Origin of the sequence: Alteromonas sp. 009811495 (assembly GCF_028865455.1) — a bacterium.
GTDB lineage: Bacteria > Pseudomonadota > Gammaproteobacteria > Enterobacterales > Alteromonadaceae > Alteromonas.
The window spans coordinates 1,054,147-1,075,109 of record NZ_CP113972.1; the positions used below are offsets into that span (position 1 = coordinate 1,054,147).

Sequence of the window (20,963 nt, forward strand, 5' to 3'; positions counted from 1 at the left end):
GTTCATTAAAATCGTGTAATTCCATATGGCGGTAATAATTAGAAGGGATACTATGAACATGTCACAGGGAATCACGACGAGTCAGGAAGATTTAACAGGGACGACCTAGGACAACTTAAGGATGAGAATCTCACAAGGCGGTGAGTACAGGAAAAGGAAACACAGCGAGGATGCTGTATCTACACGGATTTATGGACTGTAAGGGACTTAACGGATTAATTGAGTGACGGGATGTCACGACAGGATGTAGCAGGAAGCCAGAGTTCAGGACGAATTTGCACGGACGAGCTAACCAAGGAAGACATGAGGACACGCCAAGGATTGGTAAGACTGTAGCAGGAAGTACAGTGAAACATGGAGCAACGGAAAGGACTGTCAGCGGAGTCTGACATAGGACAGCCCTAGGATGGGGAACGCTGTATAAAGGATGTACAGTAAGTCATGGAGAAATGGAAAGGGACCTACGCAAGGACGGGTAGCTCGCACAGGATGTCGCGAGATTAGAAGGAAAGGGGCGTATACGGATTTTAATCGGGAAGATTTTAGTTGCAAGGGATCGCAGAGAGGGAAACTCAAAATTCCAAGAAAAAGGGGAACCGTTTGGTTCCCCTTTTTTTACCTATTAGTGGGCGAGTAATACGTACAACCTGCGCACAATGATCTCATAGTACGTCACGCATTCTGTTTAAACACGATGCGGTGGGACTTCAGTGCGCACAATGCGTAATCCAACCAACTCTACCTGTCCACTGTATCTATCCTCTCCATTACTGGAAAATTCGAAATTAAATGAACTATGCCAATCAGGTTTTCCATATTTAAACGAAAAGCGGGTTTTAGCGCGCGCGACGCTTAACAACTGAAGCTGATGTGTTTTGCAATAGTGTGTTAAGTATTTATACGTGGCCTCTGAAATTGCGCGAATTCGCCAAAATTGATAAGCCGCAAATGCAATAACCAGCCAAACTACAAGTTCTAATAGTGTCATGTCACTTTCTCGCTTGAGCAAAGAGTTGATCGAATGCTTTCGTCAGACTTTGAGAATGAGTAGAAGAATGAAGCAAAGTCAACACTTGGCGACGTAACTTGGGGATTTGAACTAAGTCAGAAAAAAAGCCTGAAAATAGCGCGCCATTGTGCCCTTCTTTTTCGTCCACTTTCGCCGCCTGTTCTAAAAATACTTCTAGCAGCACTTCATCCATTTGTTCGAAATGCCGTGCGGCTATTACACTTAAAATATCTAGACGTGAAGATACTTCTTGTCTTAAAAGTGCAACTAATTGCGTATTAATGCGCTTAGAAAAAACATCACTGGAAAGTGCACGCAGAGCGCTAAGTGAAACATCACCGCTGTTTTGTAGACGTTCGATTGCAAATGTTTCTATCTGCTCTGGCAATGAGATGTTTTCACTCATCTCTAAGAAGGTATTGAGAAAAACGTCCGAATAAAGCGCCTTGTTAGTGCAAAACGCGCTAACGATGGCGTCATAGTGTTCGTGGCTTTTGAGACCGTGAACAAAGTCAGCGACACTTTGCATTGATATTTGTTGCCAATCGACTAATTGAGGCGCCTTTATATACGCTTCTACTTTTTGAGCATCTTCACTAAGTGGTTGTTTAAGCGTGTTTTTCACGAATGCGTTAAACTGAGCGAGTAGAGACTGACCAGGGACGAAGGAATACGGATTATCTGGTAGCGTTTGCGCTTTTTCAGAGTCGTCGGCGACAGATTGACCCAAAGCATCAACGATGATTTCTAAAAAATGATTTCGTGTGGCGGATACAACCAACCCTTGCTCATCAAGCGGTAACTTAATAAACCAAATGTAATGCTGATTAGAAGCGCGTTTATTCCAAAAAACAATACCAAACCACGCATGCTGCTGACGAGGATAGGGGGCGTAGGCGCTGCCATTTTCAATATCTAAGAACTGTTGGCTATCAAGTGGGGTTAGTCTGCGACCCATGTCAAATACTTGATATTCTGTACCAGCGTGTAATAAAAACTCGCTGATTGAATTTATGCTATTGGCGCTCATCGTGTATTCCGAAATTACTGCTAATGTTTTTGCTTTAAGGCGCAAGTTTATCACAGCTGTTGTTTTTTCTGACACGCCCAGCGAACTTTGTTTCCTATGCTATACTGCGCCGCAATTTTAGTCTTTGAAAAAATTTGAAGTAAGCCGTTAAACGAGGTGACGTCAACAGTGTCTTATATTGCTTTAAGCGCAGCGCTTGATGTATTGGCAATTACAATGCAAAAGGCAAACTTGTGGCCTGAACAGGTGCCTACAAAAGAAGCATTGCAAAGTAGTGAACCTTTCGCAATCGACACCATGCCATTTGAAAGCTGGTTGGCATTTATATTTATTCCCAAAATGCGCATGATTGTGGATGAGAAGATGCCTATTCCACCGATGAATATCGCACCTGCCGCCGAGGTCTATCTTCACTTAACCAATGAAGACTCTGCGGGTAAAGGCGTTGTGGAACAATTGCAGCGAATAGATACTATAGCGAAGCAATATCAGGTTAGCTTTAAAAATAGCGATGGGAAGTACAGCTAGTGGAAGCGTTAAGTCTCAGTAGTGAAAAACTAAATGTGCTTTTTCAAGATGAGCATGTAGTGGCAATTGATAAACCGCCTGGCTTATTGGTGCATCGCAGTCCCATTGATAAACATGAAACAGTTTTTGCAGTGCAGACTCTTCGCGACCAACTTGGCAAACATGTTTACCCCGCTCACCGGTTGGATAGACCTACATCTGGCGTTTTGCTATTTAGTTTTAATTCAGAAATTGCTGCCCAGCTTGGCAAGCAAATGATGGAAAAACAAGTGACAAAGACGTATCACGCTGTTGTTCGCGGCTTTGTACATAATACTGGTCTCATCGACTATGCACTAAAATATCGCTACGATAAAATTGCAGATAAACACAAACGCCCCCAACAGCCACCTCAGCAAGCAACTACTGTGTATGAGTCAATCGCACACTTTGAGGTGCCTGAACCAGTAGGCAAGTATCAAAGTGCTCGATATTCGTTAGTAAAGCTTCATCCTAGCACGGGGCGCAAACATCAGTTAAGACGTCACATGGTGCATATTCGTCATCCCATCATTGGTGATACAACGCATGGCGACGGCAAACAAAACAAATTCGCAAAGGTATACTTTAATTTTGCTAACTTGGCCTTAAGTTGTACTCATATGGGCTTTACGCATCCTGTTACTGGCCAGTGGGTGGATGTGAATACGGGCATGCATCAAGAGATGCAAAGGCTAGTAGATACATTACAGCCATTTAAAATAACGAAGTAACATGCACGCTTAAGTATGGTGTTCGCTTGTTGCGAAAGTAATAAATTTATTATGAATTAAAAGAGGTAAAAATGGCGACATTAACGATTATCGCGGGCACGGTTTACGGTAATGCTCAGCATGTTGCGGAGCAAGTTGAAGAAAACTTAGCACAGCAGGGGATAGACTGCGTTCTAGAAAGTGATCCTTCAGTTACTGACTTTACAGACGCCGACGCTCTACTTGTTATTACGTCAACCACGGGGCAGGGCGATGTGCCACCTAATCTGGAATTTGTTTTTTCTGACTTGAAGGATGAGTCGCCGATGTTAACAGGAAAGCCATTTGCAGTGGCTGCATTAGGTGATAGCAGCTACGGGGAAAGCTTTTGTGGCGCAGGTAAGCAATTTCAAGCACTACTTAATGAACTTCAAGCGACTGCCGTTGCAGATTTATTAGAAGTTGATGCAATGGAGACATTGGAGCCAGAGAAAGACGTGGTTGAGTGGGTGAATAGCATTAAAGATAAGTTAATCGCGTAAAGACAAAAAAATGGCGCGTTAAGCGCCATTTTTCGGATAAATCGCTACCTTCAAAAGGCTATTCAACCAAAAGGCTATTCAACACCGCGAAGTAAAGCGTTAATACCTACTTTAGCGCGAGTCTTTGCATCAACTTTCTTAACAATGATTGCAGCGTACAAGCTGTACTTCCCATCTGCACTTGGCAAGTTGCCTGCAACAACCACAGAACCCGCTGGTACACGACCATAATGGATTTCACCGGTTTCTCGATCATAAATACGCGTGCTTTGACCGATATAAACACCCATAGAGATCACTGAGCCTTCCTCGACGATTACGCCTTCTACAATTTCAGAACGCGCGCCAATAAAGCAGTTATCTTCAATAATTGTCGGGTTAGCTTGAAGCGGCTCTAGAACGCCACCAATCCCCACACCACCAGAAAGGTGAACATTTTTACCAATTTGAGCACATGAACCAACAGTTGCCCATGTATCTACCATAGTACCTTCATCTACAAACGCACCAATATTGACATAAGAAGGCATGACTACTGCGTTCTTACCCACGAAAGTACCCGTACGAACGGCCGCTGGCGGAACGATACGTGCGCCATCTGCAGCAAATTGCTCAGCAGTATAGTTGGTATATTTCAGTGGTACCTTATCGTAAAATTTGCTTTCAGCACCTTCAATTACATCGTTATTGTGTAAGCGGAAGAAAAGCAGTACAGCTTTCTTTAGCCACTGGTGTACTACCCACTCGCCAGCTATTTTTTCAGCAACACGCGCTTTACCAGTGTTAAGTAGCTCAATAGCTTGTGCTACTGCGTTTTTAACATCTTCAGGTGCCGACGTTGGGCTAATGCTGTCGCGATTTTCGAAGGCGTCTTCAATAATGGCTTTCAATTCATTCATGGTATCGTGATATCTTCAAGTTGATCGAGTTTAAACAGTATACGCTTTTTAAGGCTTACCTGTTGTTCTTGGGTTAATGCTTTGCCAGATTCATTGCTGACAATAAAAATGTCTTCCGCGCGTTCGCCAATGGTGGCGATTTTTGCAAGCTTAAGTGTGGTGTTGGTATCGACGAAAGCGTGTCCAATTTTAGCTAAAATGCCCGGTGCGTCCAGCGCTTCTAACTCAACAAGTGTCGCTTCGTCGTTAAGCGTGAAAAACCGTACTTTAGTTGGCACATCTAATTGCTTCATTTGTCGCGGTAGTTTGCGCTTATTCTCATGGGAACGGCCCGGCTTTTCTAATTGCGCCGATATGGCGTTCTCGATAGAGGCGATGCGCGAGTCTGATGTTAATCGCGTTCCGTCGTTTTCTAAAATTAGCATGCTATCGAACACATAGCCGTCGCGAGTCACCGTAACATGTGCATCATGAATTGAGCAATTACGACTATCTAATACCGAAGCGACTTGGGCAAATAACGCTTTTCTGTCTTTTCCATAAATCAGAAGCTCAGTTCCGCCCTTTGCACTATTATCATTTGCTTTGACTAACAGGCCGTTGTGTTCAGGTGTAAGCCAATCGTATTGCGCCTTTAAAATTTCGTCAGTGTGCCACGCAATTTGAGTTGGTTTAAAGCGCACAAAATAATCATCATCCAAACGTGCCCACAGTGCATCAATTGCTATTGGGTCGATAGCGCGCTCCTGTAATATTTGACGCGCTTGGTGTTTGTGAGTGGTTACTCTCTCGTTAAGCGTAACTTGGCATTGCAAGCCATTGTCTAATGCTTTTTGAGTCATTAAATATAGTTCGCGTAAAAGCGACGCTTTCCAGTCATTCCACAAGTTATCATTAGTTGCACGTATATCAGCAAGCGTGAGGGTGTATAGCAGATTTAAGTGGTTATGGCTTCTTACTGCGCCAGCGAATTCACTGATAACGTCAGGGTCATAAATATCGCGACGCTGTGCTACTACACTCATAAGTAGATGATTTTCGACCAACCAAGCAATCATTTCAGCGTCGTCACTTGGAATATCATGCAGCTTGCAAAACTTCGCAACATCTTGTGCGCCAAGTGTCGAATGGTCACCATTACGGCCTTTGGCGATATCATGAAAGATGGCGGCGATGTAGAGGACTTCTGGTTTATCTAAATTTCGACAAATTCGACCACAGCGCGGAAAGTCTTTATTTTCCTTCGAAAAGAAATAGTTCACATGCTTTACAAGCCGATGTGTGTGTTCGTCAACCGTATAAGCATGAAACAAATCAAATTGCATCATACCCACAATGGTGTCCCATTCAGGTAGGTAGGCTTGCAAAATACCGTATTGGTGCATTATGTCCCAACCAAAATTAAAGAATTCTGGTTGGCGCATTAATACCATAAACTTTTCACGACATTGGGGGCGTTCAACAAAGTACTCGGTTTCAAATGCGCGATGGGCATTGCGAAGTTGTCGAATACAAATCGTACTTAACCCTTGTACCTCTGGGGTATTAGTGATGAGATTTAGAAAATCTAAAATTGCCTCAGGAGAGGTAAAAACATGCTCATGACGCGGTGAAATCATGTTGTCGAGAAGTTCAAAGTCTTCATTAATGATTGAAGTACGCTGCACAGTTTGGTTTAGCATGTCGTACTTAAAGCGTTGCAGCAACATTTGATTTAATTCAGAAACCCGTGCGACGGTCCGAAAAAAGTCACGCATCATTTTTTCAACCGAGGGTTTGCCTTCTTCACCGTACCCCAACATCTTTGCGACATCGGGTTGGTAGTCAAACAATAATCTGTTTTCACTTCTCCCTGCGACTAGGTGCAGTGCACAGCGCATTTTCCAGAGATGCATTCTACAGGCAATTAATTCACTGTGTTCTTGCTCAGTAAAATAACCGTGCCCAACAAGATTCCAGCCGTCGTACTCTTTAAAGTGTTTTTTCGCAACCCAGCCAATAGATTGAATATCGCGAAGGCATCCTGGGTTTTCCTTTATGTTTGGTTCAAGGTTATAGGCTGTACCGTTAAATTTTGCATGACGTTTTAATTGTTCATCATATTTGGCTGAGAAGAACGCTTTGCTACTCCATGAGTTTCGCCCGTTGGCTTCTTCCCAAAGTTTTTCAAACGTAGTTTCACTGCCACAAAGTAAGCGGCTTTCTACTAGGTTGGTTGCGATGGTTATATCGTCTTTTGCAAGCTTAACCGTTTCTTTAATGGTTCGCACTGACTGCCCAACATCAAGTTTGATGTCCCACAGCAATGTAATAAATTGGCCAATCTTTTCTTGTACTTCCGGTTTAAGCTTCTTCTTACTCACTATGAGCAGGTCAATGTCAGAATGAGGCTGCAGATGCCCGCGGCCGTATCCTCCCACGGCACAAAGCGATAATTCACTCACGGTGTCCAAACCATACAATTGCCACAGGTGGCACAACAGTGCATCGATGAATTGCGCTCTACCCGTTACCAATTGATTAACTGGCGTTGAGTCAAAAGATGCCGATATCCACACATAACTTGCTTCAACACAAGATTTGATTGCAGGTATATCGTCAACAGAACTAATAGTGTCGATGTTTTTAATCAGTGATTGCAGGCTCAAAATGTACCTTTCCAAAAGACTTCTTTTTAGACGTTACGAACAATAACACGAATCTATTTATTTTCGCAGTATCCAAACGGTGCATAATGTGGGGTGAAATGTGAATATTTATGATAAATTGTTGCAAATATGTTTCTGGCTGTCTGGCGGCTTTTATCGTAAGTTTCTCACCCCTTGTTTTGTGCGGGATAGCGGTAAGCTTGAAAATAAAAAAAGTCACAAAATAGTGATAAGTTATGGAAAATGGACATAAAAAAAGCAGTTGAACCTTTATTCAACTGCTTCGAAATTAAGCAATACAGCAATTTCTCGCTTTATCAACTATGAGATATTACACGAGGTAACGTTTCATCCTCACGCAGGGTTAGCACTTCAACACCGTCCTCAGTTACCAACAGCGTGTGTTCCCATTGGGCACTTAAACTTCTGTCTTTGGTTACAACAGTCCATTGATCTGGAAGGACTTTAGAATAACGTTTTCCAGCATTGACCATAGGTTCGATAGTGAAGCACATACCAGGCTCTAAAACATCACCTGTACCTGCCTTCCCGTAATGCACAATTTGTGGCTCTTCGTGGAAGCTAGCGCCAATACCGTGACCACAATATTCGCGGACAATTGAATAGTTATGCGCTTCTGCATGGGTTTGGCAAATATGACCGATATCACCTAGACGCATACCCGGCTTAACCTGCTCAATGGCTTTGTAAAGGCATTCTTGAGTAACGCGAATGAGTCGCTCGGCAAGAATTGAAGGTTTACCGACGATAAACATTTTTGAGGTATCGCCATGATAACCATCTTTAATCACAGTAACGTCAATGTTGATGATATCGCCATCTTTGAGCTTTTTATCCGATGGGATACCGTGACATATACAATGGTTTACTGACGTACAAATAGACTTTGGAAAAGGTGGGTGCCCGTAGTTAAGTGGAGCAGGAATCGCCTTTTGTTCATTGACGATGTAATCGTGACAGATAGTATTAAGCTCATCTGTCGTTATACCCTTTTTCACATGCGGGGTAATCATTTCCAATACTTCGGCAGCCAGTTTTCCGGCTACGCGCATTTTTTCGATTTCTTCTGGGGTTTTGATGATTGCTGTCACAGCGCCTCTCAAATCATTTAAGCTAAAATCAATAAGTATAAATATGATACGAAGTATAACATTAAACAGGCCACTATTGGTAAGTTGTTGTATGTTAGGGTTTTTGTTGTGGATGCGCCAAAAGAGTCAACAGAGCAAGCCAGCGGAAAGACACCAAGCGCTGACTGACTAAAATAGATGTGTTTTAAGGTTGAAAACTTGAGACTGGTGGCGACTTGTGATATAAAGCGCGCGCCCTGACGGAAAGCTCCATTTGCCTTGTGCAAAAAGCGCCGTTTTAGAGGGTAAATTTATTTTATTAAAACACACATATACCGTCACTTCGTATCGGGGTGTTCAGCGCTGCTTAAATGCAGTTTTGAATCGATACAAGGGGTATATGGAGGCCTAACCCCAAGAGGAAAATAAAATGGCTAATGTTTCTATGCGTGACATGCTGAAAGCCGGTGTGCATTTCGGTCACCAAACTCGTTACTGGAACCCAAAGATGAAGCCTTTCATCTTCGGCGCACGTAACAAAGTTCACATCATCAACCTTGAAAAAACGGTTCCACTTTTCAACAACGCACTTAACTACCTTTCAGGTGTTGCGTCTAAGAAAGGTAAAATCCTTTTCGTTGGTACTAAGCGCGCAGCTGGTGAAGCGGTTAAAGAAGCTGCTCTTAAGTGCGACCAGTACTACGTAAACAAGCGTTGGTTAGGTGGTATGTTGACTAACTGGAAAACAGTACGTCAGTCAATCAAGCGTCTTAAAGATCTTGAGCAACAAAGCCAAGACGGTACGTTTGAAAAGCTAACTAAGAAAGAAGCACTTATGCTTCAGCGCGAAATGGACAAGCTTGAAAACAGCCTTGGCGGTATCAAGGATATGGGCGGTCTTCCAGACGCAATCTTTGTTATCGACGCAGATCACGAGCACATTGCTATCACTGAAGCGCGTAACCTAGGTATCCCTGTTGTTGGTGTTGTTGATACTAACTCTAACCCAGACGGTGTTGATTACATCATCCCTGGTAACGACGATGCTATCCGTGCTATCCAACTTTACTTGGATGCAGCTGCAAACGCTATCAACTCAGGTCGCGAAAGCAACCTTGAAGTACAAGCTGAGCAAGACGACTTCGTAGAAGCAGCAGAGTAATTCTGATTGCTAACTGTCATATCAAGATAATATGACAGAGCTATAATACGAGACGTATTGAGAGGGGCGGTATCGCCCCTTTTACCTAACGAATTTAAAATTTAATGCTGAGGAATTGAAAAATGGCAGTGACTGCAGCACTAGTTAAAGAACTGCGCGAACGTACTGGCGCAGGTATGCTGGATTGTAAAAAAGCCCTGGTTGAGACGGATGGTGACATCGAGTTAGCCATTGAAAACATGCGTAAATCAGGTCAAGCGAAAGCGGCTAAGAAAGCTGGTCGTATCGCAGCTGAAGGTGTAATCCTTACTAAAGTTGAAGCAGGTCGCGCGACTATGCTTGAACTAAACTGTGAAACTGACTTCGTTGCACGTGACGAAGGTTTCCTTAAGTTCGGTAACGAGCTTCTAGAAGTAGCAGCAGCTAACAACATCAACGACATCGAAGCGCTTAACGACGCAGACATGAACGGCGTTAAAGTTAGCGAAGCGCGTGATGCGCTAGTTGCTAAAATCGGTGAGAACATTTCTCCTCGCCGTGTTATCAACGTTGAAGGTGATACACTAGGTGCTTACATTCACGGTGGCCGAATTGGTGTTATCTCTATCCTTACTGGTGGTGACGAAGAGCTAGCGAAAGACGTTGCAATGCACGTAGCAGCGGCAAGCCCGCAGTTCGTTAAGCCTGAAAACGTTCCAGCAGAAGTTGTTGAGAAAGAGAAAGAAATCCAAATCGAAATCGCTATCCAGTCTGGTAAGCCAGCTGATATCGCTGAGAAAATGGTTGCAGGCCGCATGAAGAAGTTCACAGGCGAAGTGAGCTTGACTGGTCAGCCTTTCGTTAAAGATCCTTCAATCTCTGTTGCTGAGCTTCTTAAGAACAACAACGCAGACGTAATCAACTTCGTACGTTTTGAAGTTGGTGAAGGTATCGAGAAGAAGACTGAAGACTTCGCTGCTGAAGTAGCTGCTCAAATGGAAGCTGCTAAGAAATAATTGAGCGTTTATCTTTTGCATTACGCAATAGTTAGATAAACTACAAAGCACCTCATTTGAGGTGCTTTTTTATAGCTGCACTTCATTGTTGTTGCCATTATCGCTCAACGATGTGAAGCTAAGCAGTTAAGCATGCTAAAACGCTTTGTCCTATGCTTTTTGCCTTTAGACAGTAAGAAAGCTATACGACAAAACGGGTTTACGAGGACATTTCAAACTATGAGTATCACACCAAAATCAGCATACCGTCGCATTCTGTTAAAGCTAAGTGGTGAAGCCCTAATGGGTGAAGAAGGCTTTGGTATTGACCCAAAAGTGCTAGATAGAATGGCACAAGAAATTAAAGAGCTGGTTGAGCTAGGTGTTCAAGTTGGCCTTGTTATTGGTGGTGGTAACTTGTTTCGCGGCGAAGGCCTAGCAAAAGCAGGTATGAATCGCGTAGTGGGCGATCACATGGGAATGTTAGCAACGGTGATGAACGGATTAGCCATGCGTGATGCACTACACCGTGCCTTCGTTAATGCGCGCATGATGTCTGCAATCCCACTTAATGGCGTGTGTGATGCTTACAACTGGGCAGAAGCGATTAGCTTACTAAAATCAGGCCGTGTTGTTATCTTCTCTGCCGGGACAGGTAACCCATTTTTTACCACAGATTCTGCAGCATGTTTGCGCGGAATTGAAATTGAAGCTGACGCTGTTCTTAAAGCAACAAAAGTTGACGGCGTTTACAGTGATGACCCAGTTAAAAACCCAGAAGCAACGCTTTACGATGAGTTAACTTATCAAGAAGTGTTAGAAAAAGAACTTAAAGTGATGGACTTGTCAGCATTCACTTTGGCTCGTGATCACAGCTTACCAATTCGCGTGTTCAATATGAACAAGCCAGGCTGCCTAAAGCGCGTAGTGATGGGCGAAAAAGAAGGTACTGTGATCCGCCACGCTGACAACGATTAATTAAGAACAATAGGATACAAATCGTGATTGATGAAATTGAATTAGATGCGCAAGAGCGCATGGAAAAAAGCCTTGTAGCACTTAAGGGCCAATTCAGTAAAATTCGCACAGGTCGTGCACATCCAAGCCTTCTTGACGGTATTATGGTCCCTTATTACGGTGTTGATACACCGCTAAAGCAAGTTGCTAACGTAGTCGCTGAAGATAGCCGCACACTTGCGCTAACTGTTTTTGATAAAAGCGCCATTCAAGCGGTAGAAAAAGCAATTATGCAATCTGACTTGGGCCTTAACCCAATGAGTGCGGGTGGTTCAATCCGTATTCCTCTTCCTCCGCTTACTGAAGAGCGTCGTAAAGACTTAATTCGTGTGGTGCGCAACGAAGCAGAAGGTGGCCGTGTGGCTATTCGTAACATTCGTCGCGACGCGAATGGCGATGTAAAAGATCTGCTGAAAGAAAAAGAAATCAGCGAAGATGAGAGCCGTGCAGCAGAAGAGAACATCCAGTCAATTACTAACGAGTTCATTAAGAAAGTTGACAGCATGCTTGCTGACAAAGAAAAAGAATTAATGGAAGTTTAAGTCAGTATTATGATTGGAAAGCGGTTAAGCGCAGCTAAATCGACAAAAGTAGTGGAGCCGGTTTCATCTGCCGGCCCCAAGCACGTTGCCATCATCATGGATGGCAACGGTCGTTGGGCGCAGAAGAAAGGGAAAATTCGTACCTTTGGTCACAAAGCCGGGGTGGAATCAGTGCGCGCTGTAGTGCGCTTTGCTAGACAAAACGCGATTGAATCACTGACATTATTCGCGTTTTCCAGTGAAAACTGGAAGCGACCAGAAGAAGAAGTCAGTGTATTGATGGACTTGTTCAATCTTGTGTTGAACAGCGAAGCTAAGCGTCTGCATAAAAACGGCGTGCGATTACAGGTAATTGGTGACGTTTCTGCGTTTGACGCCAAGCTTGTAGAAAAGATTCGCAAAGCCGAAGAGATGACGAAGGACAACAAAGACTTGGTCCTTAATATTGCCGCCAATTACGGTGGTCGCTGGGATATCGTCAACGCTGCCAAGCAGCTGGCCCAGCAAGTTAAATGTGGTGACATTGATGTTGATAGCATAAATGAAGACACGTTTAATACTCATATCTCTACAGCAAACCTTCCAGAGCTAGACTTACTGATTCGCACAGGTGGCGAACACCGTATAAGTAACTTTTTACTCTGGCAATGTGCTTATGCTGAATTGTATTTTACCGACGTTCTATGGCCCGACTTCAACGAAGACGTGTTTCAATTAGCCGTAGACGATTTCAATGTTCGCCAGCGCCGATTTGGACTTACTGGTGAGCAGGTTGTCACTGCCGATGGTTAAGACCATGCAGGCGATTATCAGGCGCGCCCTGGTAACAGGAGCCAAGGGCAAACTATGCTAAAACAACGAATAATAACTGCATTAATTCTTGCGCCTCTGGCGCTTTATGCCATTCTTTTCCTTCCTATTTTTTGGTTTGAAATTGCCATTGCGGGTGTCGTTGGTATCGGCGCTTACGAGTGGGCAAATATGTCTGGTGTGTGCGAGCGCCCCAAAAAGCTTATGTACTTAGTAGGCGCATTCAGTATTTGTATACTACTTTCGCTTATTGTGGATGCAGATAGCATTTGGCACCAAGGCCAACTTCATGGATTGTATAGAGGTATTTTAACAATTTCGGTCTTTTGGTGGATTGCGTCATTGTTTATGGTGCTAGCCTATCCAAAACATACGGGGTTTTGGCGTGAGAGTAAAGGCGTTAGAACGTTATTTGGTGCGTTAACTCTTATTCCTACGTGGGTTGCTGTAATTGCGCTCAAGACAAGTTTGTACGATGTTGACCACCATTACGGTACCTCTTTAATATTCTACGTACTGGGTATTGTATGGGCTGCTGACATTGGTGCTTTCTTCGTGGGTGTTAAATTTGGTCGTCACAAGCTTCGTCCAAATGTATCACCAGGAAAAAGCTTAGAAGGGTTGTTAGGTGGTATTGCCGCTTCATTTGCGATTATCGCCTTTGCGGCATTGCACTATCAGGTTGAACCTTCGCGAATTTGGCTTCACTTTGTTGTTGGGTGTATTACGGTAGCAGTATCTGCTTTAGGCGACCTTAACGAGAGTATGTTAAAGCGTTGTGCGGGTATTAAGGATAGTGGCAAGATACTACCTGGACATGGCGGTGTGCTTGATCGCATTGATAGTCTTACCGCAGCGTTTCCGGTATTTGCGTTCTGCTATGTAACTTGGATGGCGTAATGCAGACGGTAACAATACTAGGGGCAACAGGCTCCATTGGTTGTAATACGCTTGATGTTATTAGCCGCCACCCTGAACAATACCGTGTATTTGCTATTACGGGTAATTCACAGCTAGACCTTCTCATGGAACAAGCGCTTAAATGCGCCCCTCGTTATGTTGTTGTCGCTGATGATAGTCTGTACGACAAGGCTTGTGAGTTAGCTAAGCAATACCGCGTAGATGCTGAAATTTTATGCGGGGCGCAAGCGCTTGAAGATGTATCAAGTGCACCTGAAGTCGATTCAGTTATGGCCGCCATTGTTGGTGCTGCAGGCTTACTGCCTACACTTGCTGCTGTTAAAGCAGGTAAGCGTGTCATGCTAGCAAACAAAGAAGCGTTAGTGATGTCTGGCGCGCTATTTATTGAAGCCGCGAATCAAAGTGGCGCAACAATCTTACCGATTGATAGCGAGCATAATGCTATCTTTCAATGCCTACCTCATGACTTCCAATATGGAAATTTTGAGGCATCGGGCATTCGCAAAATTCTTCTTACGGGCTCGGGTGGACCTTTTAGAGAGCGTGCGCTAGATACCTTTTCGTCTATCAGTATTGATGAGGCAAGTACCCATCCTAATTGGTCGATGGGCAGAAAAATTACGATAGATTCTGCCACTATGATGAATAAAGGGCTCGAATTTATTGAGGCGTGTTGGTTATTCGGCGCGGGTGCTGAAGATATTGATGTGGTTATCCATCCTCAAAGTATTATCCACTCTATGGTGCAGTACATTGATGGCTCTGTCATTGCTCAAATGGGTAATCCAGATATGCGTACGCCTATTGCGTATGGTCTTGCATTTCCTGAACGGATTGAAGCCGGTGTAACTCCTCTAGACTTCGCTGATATTAGCAGTTTCAGTTTTCAAACACCGTGTTTTAAGCGCTACCCCAATTTGAAGCTTGCCATCGATGCATGTAAAGAAGGGCAGTGTGCAACTACGCGTTTAAATGCGGCTAACGAAGTAGCGGTAGAGCGTTTTCTTTTAGGGCAAATTCAATTTTGTGACATTGCCAAGGTCAACGAAGCCACTCTTGAGTCCATGCCAATGGTAAAAGTATCGTCTATTCAACAAATTCTTGAACAAGATGCTTTAGCAAGAGACAAAGCGAGCGACATTATAAGAGGTAAGTTCCTGTGTTAGCGTTTTTGTGGAGCCTTGGGGCTTTTATTATCGCCTTGGGCATTTTGGTCGCTGTTCACGAGTGGGGCCATTTTTATGTTGCACGCAAGTGCGGCGTTCAAGTTGAACGTTTTTCGATAGGCTTCGGTAAGCCAATTTGGCGCAAGCTGAGCAAATCAGGCACCGAATACGTGATTGCGATGATTCCACTTGGTGGTTACGTTCGCATGTTAGATGGGCGTATTGACGACGTACCACCACATCTAGCTGACAAAGCATTCAATAATAAACCCGTATTACAGCGAATGGCGGTAATTGCCGCCGGACCAGGGGTGAACTTTATTTTCGCTTTTTTTGCGTTGTGGCTAATGTACTTGGTTGGCCTTCAGACAGTTAAACCCGTAGTTAAAAGTGTTGAGCCCGACAGCATCGCTGCGATGGCAGGTATGCAAAATGGTGACGAAATTATAAAGATTGGTTCTCGCGCTACGCCAGATTGGGAAGCAGTAAATTTTGAGCTTGTGTCGAACATAGGTGATGAAAAAGCGCAAATTACGGTTAAAAATGCAGCAGGTATTGAAAAAGAACTGACATTTACACTGACTTCTTGGAACTTTGACCCAGATAGTGAGTCTCCATTAAGCAGTTTGGGACTAACCCCATTTCGACCTGATCCTACTTTGGAGGTGGGTTTTGTTGGAGAGGGAAGTGCAGCGCAGCAAGCGGGCCTGAAAATTGGCGATACGCTTCTTGCGATGAACGGAAACAAGTTGTCATCGTGGAATGGTTTGGTGGACGTGGTGGTCGATAGCCCTGGAGAGCGTGTTGCGCTTGAAATAGAAAGGGATGGACAAACACAGATACTGCATGCCACGATAGCGCGCCGTGATACACCACAAGGGCAAAGTGGGTATTTAGGTGTAAGCCCAACGTTTGAGCCTTGGCCTGAGGGGTATGTGTTTACCCATCAATATGGCATTATAGAGGCTATTGGGAGGGCGCTAGATAAAACGTGGCGTCTTATGACACTCAGTGTCGACATGATAGGTAAGCTCATCACAGGCGATGTGTCTGTGAAAAATTTAAATGGGCCTATCTCAATTGCTCAAGGTGCGGGGACAAGTGCAGAGTATGGACTTGCGTACTTTTTGAGTTTTCTTGCCTTAATAAGCGTAAATTTAGGCATTATTAATTTATTACCCTTGCCCATGCTTGACGGTGGTCACCTCATGTTTTTTACCGTGGAGTGGATCACAGGCAAACCTGTGCCTGAAGCGGTGCAGGAGTGGGGTTACAGAATAGGTGGCGTGCTTCTGTTTATGATTATGGGTATCGCTATATTTAACGATATTGCTCGCATAACCTGATACAAATCAGGAAGTACAAAACAGCTAATATAAAAACGCGGCCAGGAAAAGAAAAATAGATGAAGTTAAAACAGTTAGTAGCAGCCGGAGCCATCCTTTCCAGTGCTAGCTTTGCCAACGCTGCGGCGCAAGACAGTGAGTTCGTTGTTGAAGATATTCGTGTAGAAGGCTTACAACGTGTTGCACTAGGTGCGGCGCTTACATACTTGCCGGTGCAGGTTGGTGATGAGCTAAATACGTTCCGAGTGACACAGCTCATTCGTTCGCTTTACTCTTCAACTCACTTTGAGAATGTAGAAATACTGCGCGATGGCAACACACTTGTTGTTCGCGTCGCTGAGCGTCCAACCATTAGTAATATCATTTTTGAAGGCAATGACGACATCAAAGATGAGCAGCTTCAAGAAAGCTTAGATGGTAATGGCGTAAGAGTTGGTGAGCCGCTTGATAAGACAGTACTGACATCTATTGAAAATGGCCTCAAAGATTTCTTCTACAGTATTGGTAAATATAATGCTGATGTAACGGCAATCATCACGCCACTTCCGCGCAATCGCGTAGATTTAAAGCTGCTTTTTGAAGAGGGCGATGCCGCTGAGATTGCGCAGATAAACATTGTGGGTAACGAGCTTTTCTCTGACGAAGAGTTAATGGAAGCGTTTGAGCTCCAATACGATACACCGTGGTGGGATTTCCTTTCAGAAACCCGTTACCAGCAGCAAACGCTACAAGGTGATATGGAAACGTTGCGCAACCATTACCTTGACCGCGGTTACTTGCGTTTTAATGTAGACTCGACTCAAGTGTCAATGACACCCGAGAAGTCAGGTATTTATATTGCGATGAACGTAAGTGAAGGAGAACAATATACTATCTCTGAAGTAGAGCTGGTCGGTGACGTACTCGGGCACGAAGAATATATTGAAGCAGTATTGCCACTTACGCCAGGTGAGCTATACAACCAAGCTGAAGTCACTTATACCGAAGAATTCATCAGCAAATATTTAGGACGCTTTGGCTACGCTTATCCGACTGTAACTACAGTACCTGATATTAATGATGAAGATAAAACCGTTAAATTGACTTTATCTGTAGACCCAGGAAAACGTATTTACGTTAACCGTATAAAGTTTAATGGTAACGTAGTCACCGCTGATAATGTACTTCGTCAAAACGTTAGTCAGATGGAAGGTACGTGGCTATCAAATAACCTACTTGAGTCATCAAAGAACCAACTTTCTCGTTTGACTTACATGGAAGAGGTTGAGTTTGAAACAATCCGTATTCCAGGCTCTGAAGATAAAGTAGATGTAAACTTTAACGTTAAAGAGCAGCCGTCAGGTTCTTTTAATGCTGGTATCGGCTATGGTGACCGTACCAAATTGAGTTTGCAGGCTGGCATTCAGCAGGATAACTTCTTGGGCACAGGTAAACGCGTAGGTATTAACCTAAGTACAGTGTCTTATCAGCGCTCAGCACAAATCACTTATAACGACCCTTACTTCACTATTGATGGCATTAGCTTGGGTGGAAGTATTGGTTATAGCGAATTTGATGGTTCTGACTTCAACGTTATCCAGTACAACTCAAAGCGTTGGTCTATTGGGGCCAACATTGGTTACCCCATCAACGAATTCAACCGTATAAACTTCGGTTTGACTTACTCTAACGTAGAGCTATTTAACCGTGGTTATTACGAGCAAACCGAACAATTCTATAACCAATTCACCAATGGTGAAGATCCAGATGCAGCGATTAAATACGATAGCTATTTGGCGAGCGTGAGCTGGAGTAGAAGTACATTGAACCGCGGTCTATTCCCGACGGCGGGTTCATCGCAACGTGCTTCTTTTAGTATCACTACACCAAACTCAGACGTTAACTACTTCAAAAGCGTGTTCGATGGAAAGTGGTACTTCCCACTTTCTCGTAATCAACGCTGGTCGTTCCTTGCTCGTATGCGTCTAGGTTACGGTAATGGCTATGGTGATATCGACGGTAATGAGCAAATTCTTCCATTCACCGAGAACTTTACGGCGGGTGGTGCAGATTCATTGCGCGGGTTTGAAAACAACACAGTGGGTCCTCGCGGTATCTTCCTTGGCAACGCAGGCAGTATTGTTGGTCCAGATGGCGTACCATTCCCTGGCGATCCTGCCAATGCCCAAATTTCTTGGTCGCAGCGAAGCCTAGGTGGTAACGCAATGGCGCTCGGTGGTATCGAGCTAATTGTTCCAACACCATTTGTTGAAGAAGACATGGACAACTCAGTTCGCACAAGTTTGTTTGTGGATGTGGGTAACGTGTGGGATACTGAATTCGACTATGACAGATATAGCCAGTTTGAAGTAAGTCCAAACCAGCGCGGTGAACAAGTGCTATTGGACTATTCTGATTGGAGCCTGTATCGTAGCTCGGCAGGTGTATCGGTTCAGTGGATTTCTCCAATGGGACCAATGGTATTCAGCTTCTCGAAAGCTATACAACAGCGCGAAGGTGATGATGCAAGATTCTTCACCTTCAATATCGGTCAAACTTTCTAAATATTAAAAGTGGCGCGAGATTACCGCGCCCTATAAAAAGATGAAAAAAGGAGTTCCTTTTGAAACAGTTGGTTAAACATATCGTTGCTGGTGCAATGTTGGGTAGCGCTTTAGTAAGTACGTCTGTAATGGCGGAACAAAAAGTAGCAGTTGTTGATGTTCAAGGTATTTTCCAAGCTATGCCTCAGGCTGCTGAAATTCAAAATGCAATTCAAGCAGAGTTTAAAGACCAAATTGAAGAAGTAAACCAACTTCAACGTGACGGTCAGTTTTACGCAGAGCGTCTACAACGCGATGCAGCTACAATGAGCGATGCAGAGAAGAAAGAATTAGAACAAAAAATCTTGTCAGTACGAGAAGCGCTAGCCACAAAAGGTCAACCGCTACAGCAAAATATTCAGCGTCGTAGCAACGAAGAGCGCAACAAGCTTCTTGGTCTTATCAAGCAAGCGATTGACTCTGTTGCGGCGAAGCAAGGCTATGATCTTATTCTTAACTCAGGTGCAGTTGCATTTGCAAAAGAAGAGCATGACCTTTCTGAGCAAGTTCTAGAGCAAGTTAGCAAAGTTAACTAATTGCTTTTGCTGCCAAGGTAGGCAGTTAACAGGCTATAATATCTTCAGACCAATACTCAAAAGGTGTTGGTCTGATTTGTTTTTTACGCTTAACAGCGTATGGTTGCCGCCGTTTTGTTTTTTACGGCGAGCTTGACCATTATACCCGCGACAATGCATTGAGGGTAAACACCACTAAAGGTCATGCTTGTATACAGGAGAAAGTTTTTGACCAATTCACTCAATACCATCGAAATTCAGGAAATCCTGGAATTACTTCCGCATAGATATCCATTCCTATTGGTCGATCGCGTAACAGACTATGTGCTGGGTGAGTCGATTAAGGCCTATAAGAATGTTACCATTAATGAGCCTTGTTTTACGGGACACTTTCCCGAACAGCCGATTTTTCCAGGCGTGCTCATTCTTGAAGCGATGGCGCAGGCTGCCGGTGTGCTTGGTTTTAAGACCATGGGCAATAATGACAAGTTATATTTGTATGCAGGGATAGACAACGCGCGCTTTAAGCGTCCGGTTGTACCAGGTGACCGATTAGAATTCGATGTTGCCTTAGTAAAAGAGCGCAGAGGGATCTGGAAGTTTAAAGGTACTGCGAGTGTCGATGGCGACCTAGCTTGTAGTGCAGAATTTATGTGTGCGATGAGAGAGATAGCATAACGTGATCCATCCTACTGCGGTAATTTCTGATAGTGCAACCATTGGTGAAAACGTCACCATAGGCCCCTTTTGCGTGGTCGATGACAATGTAACAATTGGCGATGGTTGTATACTGAAATCACATGTGGTGGTACGCGGCCCTACGCGTATCGGTAAAAACAACAAGTTTTATCAGTTTTCTTCTATTGGTGAAGACTGCCAAGATAAAAAGTACGCGGGCGAGCCTACCGAACTGGTTATCGGTGATGATAACGAGTTTCGTGAAGGGGTTACCGTTCACCGCGGCACTATTCAAGATAAAGGCATTACCATTATAGGCTCTCGTGGCCTATTTATGGCTAATGCGCATATTGCTCACGATTGTGTTCTAGGCGACGATATTATCATTGCTAACAATGTTGCAGTGGCAGGTCACGTTCACATGGACGACTTTGTCATCGTAGGTGGTGCAGTAGGTATCCACCAATTTTGTAAGATTGGTGCACATGCCTTTTTGGGCGCTGGCGGCATTATTCTGCGCGATGTGCCACCTTTTGTGATGGTCAGTGGCCAAAAGAATATCCCACAGGGAATTAACTCTGAGGGGTTGAAGCGTCGTGGCTTCGAGAAAGATGAAGTGATGGCGATTAAGCGCGCCTACAAGGCTATTTACCGTGAGGGCAATACAGTGGAAGAAGCAATTACCAAGCTCGCCGAGCCTGCTGCTTCATTTCCTGGTGTGGCCAGAATGGTCGACTTCCTTAAAAATGCACAGCGAGGCATTATTCGCTAA

At 44.1% G+C, this 20,963-nt stretch carries 20 protein-coding genes; 15 read left to right on the plus strand and 5 right to left on the minus strand.

Going from position 1 to position 20,963, the window contains the following annotated elements; genetic code table 11:
* Positions 1-685: 685 nt before the first annotated feature.
* Together OZ660_RS04790 and OZ660_RS04795 are read right to left on the minus strand one after the other, a co-directional pair.
* The gene (locus tag OZ660_RS04790; protein WP_274742756.1) at positions 686-988 is read right to left on the minus strand and encodes a DUF3301 domain-containing protein; all 303 of its coding nucleotides are present in this window, start codon (positions 986-988) and stop codon (positions 686-688) included.
* 1 nt (position 989) lies between these two features.
* The gene (locus tag OZ660_RS04795) at positions 990-2,039 is read right to left on the minus strand and encodes a DUF3549 family protein (RefSeq protein ID WP_274742757.1); all 1,050 of its coding nucleotides are present in this window, start codon (positions 2,037-2,039) and stop codon (positions 990-992) included.
* A 168-nt stretch (positions 2,040-2,207) separates the two neighbouring features.
* Between OZ660_RS04795 and OZ660_RS04800 the strand changes: the two genes are divergently transcribed.
* The 3 genes from OZ660_RS04800 to OZ660_RS04810 all read left to right on the plus strand — a co-directional run bounded on the left by OZ660_RS04800 (position 2,208) and on the right by OZ660_RS04810 (position 3,840).
* Entirely contained in the window at positions 2,208-2,567 is a 360-nt protein-coding gene (locus OZ660_RS04800; protein ID WP_274742758.1) for a YqcC family protein, read from the plus strand.
* On the plus strand, positions 2,567-3,319 hold the full coding sequence (locus OZ660_RS04805) for a pseudouridine synthase (RefSeq protein WP_274742759.1): 753 nt from the start codon (positions 2,567-2,569) through the stop codon (positions 3,317-3,319). The genes OZ660_RS04800 and OZ660_RS04805 overlap by 1 nt, the downstream gene beginning before the upstream one ends.
* Before the next feature lie 71 nt (positions 3,320-3,390).
* Positions 3,391-3,840, plus strand: coding sequence for a flavodoxin (locus tag OZ660_RS04810; RefSeq protein ID WP_274742760.1), 450 nt, complete (start codon positions 3,391-3,393; stop codon positions 3,838-3,840).
* Positions 3,841-3,914: 74 nt separating this feature from the next.
* On the opposite strand, the gene dapD is transcribed toward OZ660_RS04810, so the two are convergent.
* The 3 genes from dapD to map all read right to left on the minus strand — a co-directional run bounded on the left by dapD (position 3,915) and on the right by map (position 8,499).
* A complete protein-coding gene (gene dapD / locus OZ660_RS04815; protein ID WP_202264078.1) occupies positions 3,915-4,739 on the minus strand; it encodes a 2,3,4,5-tetrahydropyridine-2,6-dicarboxylate N-succinyltransferase in 825 nt (274 codons plus the stop codon).
* The gene (gene glnD / locus OZ660_RS04820; protein WP_274742761.1) at positions 4,736-7,387 is read right to left on the minus strand and encodes a [protein-PII] uridylyltransferase; all 2,652 of its coding nucleotides are present in this window, start codon (positions 7,385-7,387) and stop codon (positions 4,736-4,738) included. Before glnD ends, dapD begins: the two co-directional genes overlap by 4 nt.
* Positions 7,388-7,704: 317 nt before the next feature.
* Positions 7,705-8,499: a type I methionyl aminopeptidase gene (gene map / locus OZ660_RS04825; protein ID WP_159623662.1), complete on the minus strand. Its 795-nt coding sequence runs from the start codon at positions 8,497-8,499 to the stop codon at positions 7,705-7,707.
* Between the two features lie 409 nt (positions 8,500-8,908).
* Between map and rpsB the strand changes: the two genes are divergently transcribed.
* The 12 genes from rpsB to lpxA all read left to right on the plus strand — a co-directional run bounded on the left by rpsB (position 8,909) and on the right by lpxA (position 20,963).
* Positions 8,909-9,640, plus strand: coding sequence for a 30S ribosomal protein S2 (gene rpsB, locus OZ660_RS04830; RefSeq protein ID WP_159623661.1), 732 nt, complete (start codon positions 8,909-8,911; stop codon positions 9,638-9,640).
* Between the two features lie 122 nt (positions 9,641-9,762).
* Positions 9,763-10,635, plus strand: coding sequence for a translation elongation factor Ts (tsf, locus tag OZ660_RS04835; protein ID WP_159623660.1), 873 nt, complete (start codon positions 9,763-9,765; stop codon positions 10,633-10,635).
* 219 nt (positions 10,636-10,854) lie between these two features.
* Positions 10,855-11,592 carry a UMP kinase gene (gene pyrH / locus OZ660_RS04840; RefSeq protein ID WP_159623659.1) on the plus strand — a complete coding sequence of 246 codons (738 nt, stop codon included), beginning with the start codon at positions 10,855-10,857 and terminating at the stop codon, positions 11,590-11,592.
* 23 nt (positions 11,593-11,615) lie between these two features.
* Positions 11,616-12,173: a ribosome recycling factor gene (gene frr, locus OZ660_RS04845; RefSeq protein WP_071817377.1), complete on the plus strand. Its 558-nt coding sequence runs from the start codon at positions 11,616-11,618 to the stop codon at positions 12,171-12,173.
* Positions 12,174-12,182: 9 nt separating this feature from the next.
* Positions 12,183-12,965 (plus strand): polyprenyl diphosphate synthase, encoded by a 783-nt coding sequence (gene uppS, locus OZ660_RS04850; RefSeq protein ID WP_202264080.1) that lies wholly within the window; start codon positions 12,183-12,185, stop codon positions 12,963-12,965.
* 54 nt (positions 12,966-13,019) lie between these two features.
* Complete coding sequence (locus OZ660_RS04855; protein WP_159623655.1) at positions 13,020-13,883, plus strand: phosphatidate cytidylyltransferase; 864 nt, start codon at positions 13,020-13,022, stop codon at positions 13,881-13,883.
* Entirely contained in the window at positions 13,883-15,070 is a 1,188-nt protein-coding gene (gene ispC, locus OZ660_RS04860) for a 1-deoxy-D-xylulose-5-phosphate reductoisomerase (protein WP_274742762.1), read from the plus strand. The genes OZ660_RS04855 and ispC overlap by 1 nt, the downstream gene beginning before the upstream one ends.
* A complete protein-coding gene (gene rseP / locus OZ660_RS04865; RefSeq protein ID WP_274742763.1) occupies positions 15,064-16,416 on the plus strand; it encodes a sigma E protease regulator RseP in 1,353 nt (450 codons plus the stop codon). The genes ispC and rseP overlap by 7 nt, the downstream gene beginning before the upstream one ends.
* Before the next feature lie 59 nt (positions 16,417-16,475).
* Positions 16,476-18,959, plus strand: a complete 2,484-nt coding sequence (bamA, locus tag OZ660_RS04870) for an outer membrane protein assembly factor BamA (protein WP_274742764.1) — start codon at positions 16,476-16,478, stop codon at positions 18,957-18,959.
* 59 nt (positions 18,960-19,018) lie between these two features.
* Positions 19,019-19,534, plus strand: coding sequence for an OmpH family outer membrane protein (locus OZ660_RS04875; protein WP_159623647.1), 516 nt, complete (start codon positions 19,019-19,021; stop codon positions 19,532-19,534).
* A 207-nt stretch (positions 19,535-19,741) separates the two neighbouring features.
* Positions 19,742-20,191 carry a 3-hydroxyacyl-ACP dehydratase FabZ gene (gene fabZ, locus OZ660_RS04880; RefSeq protein WP_159623645.1) on the plus strand — a complete coding sequence of 150 codons (450 nt, stop codon included), beginning with the start codon at positions 19,742-19,744 and terminating at the stop codon, positions 20,189-20,191.
* Position 20,192: 1 nt separating this feature from the next.
* The gene (gene lpxA, locus OZ660_RS04885; RefSeq protein ID WP_202264084.1) at positions 20,193-20,963 is read left to right on the plus strand and encodes an acyl-ACP--UDP-N-acetylglucosamine O-acyltransferase; all 771 of its coding nucleotides are present in this window, start codon (positions 20,193-20,195) and stop codon (positions 20,961-20,963) included.